This is a genomic window from Mycoplasmopsis cynos (assembly GCF_900660545.1).
GTDB classification, from domain to species: domain Bacteria; phylum Bacillota_I; class Bacilli_A; order Mycoplasmatales; family Metamycoplasmataceae; genus Mycoplasmopsis; species Mycoplasmopsis cynos.
The window spans coordinates 1-5,013 of the sequence record NZ_LR214987.1; the positions used below are offsets into that span (position 1 = coordinate 1).

Here is a 5,013-nt window from a genome sequence, read left to right on the forward strand (position 1 = left end):
CTGGAAAATTTGGAATAACTTGATCTAAATATGTTCTAGCAGAATGAAAATGTCTCCCTGTTGCAATAAAAATGTTTTTCCTAATGCTTTTAGTTTCAAAATTGCTTCAAGATTTTTAGTAATAATTTTTGCTTCAGAATTCAATAATGTTCCATCTAAATCAAAGACAAAATTATCTAAGTCTTTTAATTCAAGATTTTGGTATTCTCTTTCTTTAAAATAAATCATTCTTAATTTATAACCTCCGAAATATTATCTATATCTTCTTGATTAAGTTTTCTTTTGTTGAAATTAATTCTATTATTTCATCTATTTTTGAAATGTTTTGACTTAGTTCTTGTTTACGTTTTGAAATATTTAAAAAAGCTTGAACTGACAAAAAGAATGTAGTAAATGCAGAAACGATTGCAATATGAACAAATATATACATAGTATCATAAGGACGTTCATTCCATCTAATTGCATATAAGTTTAAAATAATAATTAGTGTTGAAATGAATATTCCTAAATACTCAAAGAAAAAAATATTCAACTACCAACATAAAGTTTATATTGAGCTTTTTTGTCACTTTTAAAAATTTTCCTTGTTTTGTTTCGTCATTATTATTCCTCCTTATTCATTTTATTTTCATAAAGAAATGATGAAGACTTATAACGATCAATTTCTAAAATATTTAAAGCTCTTTTCATTAATCTAAAATCATTTTCTTGATCTAATTGATCAAAATAAATTCATTTTCTAGTTTGGTAATACAAATGTTCAAATTTTAATAAGTTGAATTTCTCCTTATAAAATCTAAATTTATTATTAATTGCAAAAAACGCAATTAATGAACTAATCATACTTGTTAACGAATTAATAATTGTAGTAGCTAAAATGTAGTTTGAACTATCTTTTCAAAAATCTAATCGATATGGATTTTCATTATTTTGGTAATTCGAATTATTACCTGCTAAAAAATAAACAGCAATAATAGCAACATATAATGTTGAAATAAATGTAATAGTGTTTAAAGAATAATACAAAATACCATAAATATATTTTTTTATTTTCGCCTTATTTTGAAGCTCAAGAAATCTTTTATAAAAAGCAGATTGGTTTTTTGATTTCATTATTTACCTACTTTATTAGTGCTTTTCAACTCTTTTTTAAGAATCTTTTTAATTGTTTGCTTTTGCTTTAAAGAAATCTTCTCTCATAAAGCATCAAGTATAATGCTTAAGTCAGTATCGCTAAGTTTTTTAGCTTTATATTTATCATTAATATAATTAAGCGTATTTAAAACTTTATGGTATTCACTATTTTTAGTATTATGTTTATAAATTGCTAGAAATATTGTTAATAAAAAAGAAATAATCAATAAAACAACGAATGTAATTAACAAAATAAATGAAAGACTTTGATTAGTAATATGTTCTTTTTTTGATATTAAAACTAATTTTACCAGTGCTCATATCGCTAAGGCAATTGATGAAACATTCAATAAAATAATTACAAATGAAAAAACATTGTCTAAAATTGAATAAATCCTCAACTTCTTGCGATGTAAATCTTGCTTTTCTTTTAGTTTTTGAACAATAGCTTGCATAACTAAATTTTACAATATGTAATAAATTTGATAAATTAAATTATTGAATAGTTTATAATATACACTAATATGAAAAAGGTAGCAATTTTTAGTGATGTTGACGGAACAATTTATCCCTTTCCCAGTGGAATTCTTTCTAAAAAGAACAAAGATAAAGTCAATGAAATAGTAGATAGAGGTGTGGAATTTATCATTAATACTGGCAATGGCCCTTATGATAAGATAAAAAATTTAGCAAATAATTTAAAAGCTCGTTATATCATCTTTTCTAATGGTGCTTTTATCTATGATAATTTCAAAGATGAGATCTTAAATATTGAATATATCGATCATAATGAAGCTAAGAAAGTTTGAGACCTAGCTAAAGAATTAGAATTACCGCTTTATTATTTTGGTACACATCGATTTTTTTTAAAGGATGCGACCGATAAGCATCGAGAATTCTTTACTGAATTTTGTCAATATAGCAATTGAATTGAGAATGGTGAAATTCCTCATGATTTACACAAAATAGAAACATATGGCTCATATGATAAAGTAAAAGAGTTTTATAAGTTAGCAAAGGAAAGAAAAATTAATCTTAATATTGTTGATTGGATAGACATATCGAAATTACTAAACCAGGAATATCAAAAGGTTCCGGAATTAAATGAATTTGTCAAAATGTTTTAAATATTGATGTAAATGATGTTATGGCTATTGGAGATAGCCAAAATGATATATCAATGTTTCAAATAGTTGGATATCCATATTTAATGGAAAATTCTGATCCATATACTAGAACATTCGGAAAATATTTTACTTCAACTGTTGATCAAGATGGTCTTGCAGAAGCTATTGATGATTATTTATATCGTGTTGATTTTGATCTTAAAAGAGAAATTTCACAACAAAAATCAAACAAACAACAAAATTTGTTGTTTGTTTGATTTTTGTTGTGAAATTTCTCTTTTAAGATCAAAATCAACACGATATAAAATAATCATCAATAGGCTTCTGCAAGACCATCTTGATCAACAGTTGAAGTAAAATATTTTCCGAATGTTCTAGTATATGGATCAGAATTTTCCATTAATATGGATATCCAACTATTTGAAACATTGATATATCATTTTGGCTATCTCCAATAGCCATAACATCATTTACATCAATATTTAAAACATTTTTGACAAATTCATTTAATTCCGGAACCTTTTGATATTCCTGGTTTAGTAATTTCGATATGTCTATCCAAATCAACAATATTAAGATTAATTTTTTCTTTCCTTTGCTAACTTATAAACTCTTTTACTTTATCATATGAGCCATATGTTTTCTATTTTGTGTAAATCATGAGGAATTTCACCATTCTCAATTCAATTGCTATATTGACAAAATTCAGTAAAGAATTCTCGATGCTTATCGGTCGCATCCTTTAAAAAAAATCGATGTGTACCAAAATAATAAAGCGGTAATTCTAATTCTTTAGCTAGGTCTCAAAACTTTCTTAGCTTCATTATGATCGATATATTCAATATTTAAGATCTCATCTTTGAAATTATCATAGATAAAAGCACCATTAGAAAAGATGATATAACGAGCTTTTAAATTATTTGCTAAATTTTTTATCTTATTCATAAGGGCCATTGCCAGTATTAATGATAAATCCACACCTCTATCTACTATTTCATTGACTTATCTTTGTTCTTTTTAGAAAGAATTCCACTGGGAAAGGGATAAATTGTTCCGTCAACATCACTAAAAATTGCTACCTTTTTCATATTAGTGTATATTATAAACTATTCAATAATTTAATTTATCAAATTTATTACATATTGTAAAATTTAGTTATGCAAGCTATTGTTCAAAAACTAAAAGAAAAGCAAGATTTACATCGCAAGAAGTTGAGGATTTATTCAATTTTAGACAATGTTTTTTCATTTGTAATTATTTTATTGAATGTTTCATCAATTGCCTTAGCGATATGAGCACTGGTAAAATTAGTTTTAATATCAAAAAAAGAACATATTACTAATCAAAGTCTTTCATTTATTTTGTTAATTACATTCGTTGTTTTATTGATTATTTCTTTTTTATTAACAATATTTCTTAGCAATTTATAAACATAATACTAAAAATAGTGAATACCATAAAGTTTTAAATACGCTTAATTATATTAATGATAAATATAAAGCTAAAAAAACTTAGCGATACTGACTTAAGCATTATACTTGATGCTTTATGAGAGAAGATTTCTTTAAAGCAAAAGCAAACAATTAAAAAGATTCTTAAAAAAGAGTTGAAAAGCACTAATAAAGTAGGTAAATAATGAAATCAAAAAAACCAATCTGCTTTTTATAAAAGATTTCTTGAGCTTCAAAATAAGGCGAAAATAAAAAAATATATTTATGGTATTTTGTATTATTCTTTAAACACTATTACATTTATTTCAACATTATATGTTGCTATTATTGCTGTTTATTTTTTAGCAGGTAATAATTCGAATTACCAAAATAATGAAAATCCATATCGATTAGATTTTGAAAAGATAGTTCAAACTACATTTAGCTACTACAATTATTAATTCGTTAACAAGTATGATTAGTTCATTAATTGCGTTTTTTGCAATTAATAATAAATTTAGATTTTATAAGGAGAAATTCAACTTATTAAAATTTGAACATTTGTATTACCAAACTAGAAAATGAATTTATTTTGATCAATTAGATCAAGAAAATGATTTTAGATTAATGAAAAGAGCTTTAAATATTTAGAAATTGATCGTTATAAGTCTTCATCATTTCTTTATGAAAATAAAATGAATAAGGAGGAATAATAATGACGAAACAAAACAAGGAAAAATTTTTAAAAGTGACAAAAAAAGCTCAATATAAACTTTATGTTGGTAGTTGAATATTTTTTTCTTTGAGTATTTTAGGAATATTCATTTCAACACTAATTATTATTTTAAACTTATATGCAATTAGATGGAATGAACGTCCTTATGATACTATGTATATATTTGTTCATATTGCAATCGTTTCTGCATTTACTACATTCTTTTTGTCAGTTCAAGCTTTTTTAAATATTTCAAAAACGTAAACAAGAACTAAGTCAAAACATTTCAAAAATAGATGAAATAATAGAATTAATTTCAACAAAAGAACAACTTAATCAAGAAGATATAGATAATATTTCGGAGGTTATAAATTAAGAATGATTTATTTTAAAGGAAAGAGAATACCAAAATCTTGAATTAAAAGACTTAGATAATTTTGTCTTTGATTTAGATGGAACATTATTGAATTCTGAAGCAAAAATTATTACTAAAAATCTTGAAGCAATTTTGAAACTAAAAGCATTAGGAAAAAACATTTTTATTGCAACAGGGAGACATTTTCATTCTGCTAGAACATATTTAGATCAAGTTATTCCAAATTTTCCA

General features: G+C 24.2%; 14 protein-coding genes. 8 read left to right on the top strand and 6 right to left on the bottom strand.

Going from position 1 to position 5,013, the window contains the following annotated elements; translation table 4 throughout:
• Positions 1-24 precede the first annotated feature (24 nt).
• The 4 genes from EXC48_RS04390 to EXC48_RS04405 all read right to left on the bottom strand — a co-directional run bounded on the left by EXC48_RS04390 (position 25) and on the right by EXC48_RS04405 (position 1,589).
• Entirely contained in the window at positions 25-228 is a 204-nt protein-coding gene (locus EXC48_RS04390) for an HAD hydrolase family protein (protein WP_223216337.1), read from the bottom strand.
• Between the two features lie 28 nt (positions 229-256).
• The gene (locus EXC48_RS04395; protein ID WP_223216338.1) at positions 257-532 is read right to left on the bottom strand and encodes a hypothetical protein; all 276 of its coding nucleotides are present in this window, start codon (positions 530-532) and stop codon (positions 257-259) included.
• A gap of 71 nt (positions 533-603) precedes the next feature.
• Entirely contained in the window at positions 604-1,113 is a 510-nt protein-coding gene (locus EXC48_RS04400) for a DUF4231 domain-containing protein (RefSeq protein WP_129720507.1), read from the bottom strand.
• The gene (locus EXC48_RS04405; RefSeq protein ID WP_129720506.1) at positions 1,113-1,589 is read right to left on the bottom strand and encodes a hypothetical protein; all 477 of its coding nucleotides are present in this window, start codon (positions 1,587-1,589) and stop codon (positions 1,113-1,115) included. Before EXC48_RS04405 ends, EXC48_RS04400 begins: the two co-directional genes overlap by 1 nt.
• Positions 1,590-1,658: 69 nt before the next feature.
• Between EXC48_RS04405 and EXC48_RS04410 the strand changes: the two genes are divergently transcribed.
• The gene (locus EXC48_RS04410; protein WP_416374366.1) at positions 1,659-2,261 is read left to right on the top strand and encodes an HAD family hydrolase; all 603 of its coding nucleotides are present in this window, start codon (positions 1,659-1,661) and stop codon (positions 2,259-2,261) included.
• Entirely contained in the window at positions 2,183-2,566 is a 384-nt protein-coding gene (locus EXC48_RS05110) for an HAD family hydrolase (protein ID WP_416374367.1), read from the top strand. Before EXC48_RS04410 ends, EXC48_RS05110 begins: the two co-directional genes overlap by 79 nt.
• 94 nt (positions 2,567-2,660) lie before the next feature.
• Here EXC48_RS05110 and EXC48_RS04925 read toward each other — a convergent pair whose 3' ends face one another.
• Both EXC48_RS04925 and EXC48_RS04930 read right to left on the bottom strand, forming a co-directional pair.
• Positions 2,661-2,828 carry an HAD hydrolase family protein gene (locus EXC48_RS04925; protein ID WP_223216339.1) on the bottom strand — a complete coding sequence of 56 codons (168 nt, stop codon included), beginning with the start codon at positions 2,826-2,828 and terminating at the stop codon, positions 2,661-2,663.
• Between the two features lie 225 nt (positions 2,829-3,053).
• A complete protein-coding gene (locus tag EXC48_RS04930; RefSeq protein ID WP_223216340.1) occupies positions 3,054-3,206 on the bottom strand; it encodes a hypothetical protein in 153 nt (50 codons plus the stop codon).
• 212 nt (positions 3,207-3,418) lie between these two features.
• On the opposite strand from EXC48_RS04930, the gene EXC48_RS04935 reads away from it, so the two are divergent.
• The 6 genes from EXC48_RS04935 to EXC48_RS04435 form a co-directional block, all read left to right on the top strand.
• On the top strand, positions 3,419-3,691 hold the full coding sequence (locus EXC48_RS04935; RefSeq protein WP_223216341.1) for a hypothetical protein: 273 nt from the start codon (positions 3,419-3,421) through the stop codon (positions 3,689-3,691).
• 56 nt (positions 3,692-3,747) lie between these two features.
• A complete protein-coding gene (locus EXC48_RS04940) occupies positions 3,748-3,897 on the top strand; it encodes a hypothetical protein (RefSeq protein ID WP_223216342.1) in 150 nt (49 codons plus the stop codon).
• An 87-nt stretch (positions 3,898-3,984) separates the two neighbouring features.
• Positions 3,985-4,152, top strand: coding sequence for a hypothetical protein (locus EXC48_RS04945; protein WP_223216343.1), 168 nt, complete (start codon positions 3,985-3,987; stop codon positions 4,150-4,152).
• 13 nt (positions 4,153-4,165) lie between these two features.
• Positions 4,166-4,342 (top strand): hypothetical protein, encoded by a 177-nt coding sequence (locus EXC48_RS04950; protein ID WP_223216344.1) that lies wholly within the window; start codon positions 4,166-4,168, stop codon positions 4,340-4,342.
• 64 nt (positions 4,343-4,406) lie between these two features.
• Positions 4,407-4,670: a hypothetical protein gene (locus EXC48_RS04430; RefSeq protein ID WP_223216345.1), complete on the top strand. Its 264-nt coding sequence runs from the start codon at positions 4,407-4,409 to the stop codon at positions 4,668-4,670.
• Positions 4,671-4,854: 184 nt separating this feature from the next.
• On the top strand, positions 4,855-5,013 hold a 159-nt coding region (locus EXC48_RS04435; RefSeq protein WP_223216346.1), incomplete at its 3' end, for an HAD hydrolase family protein.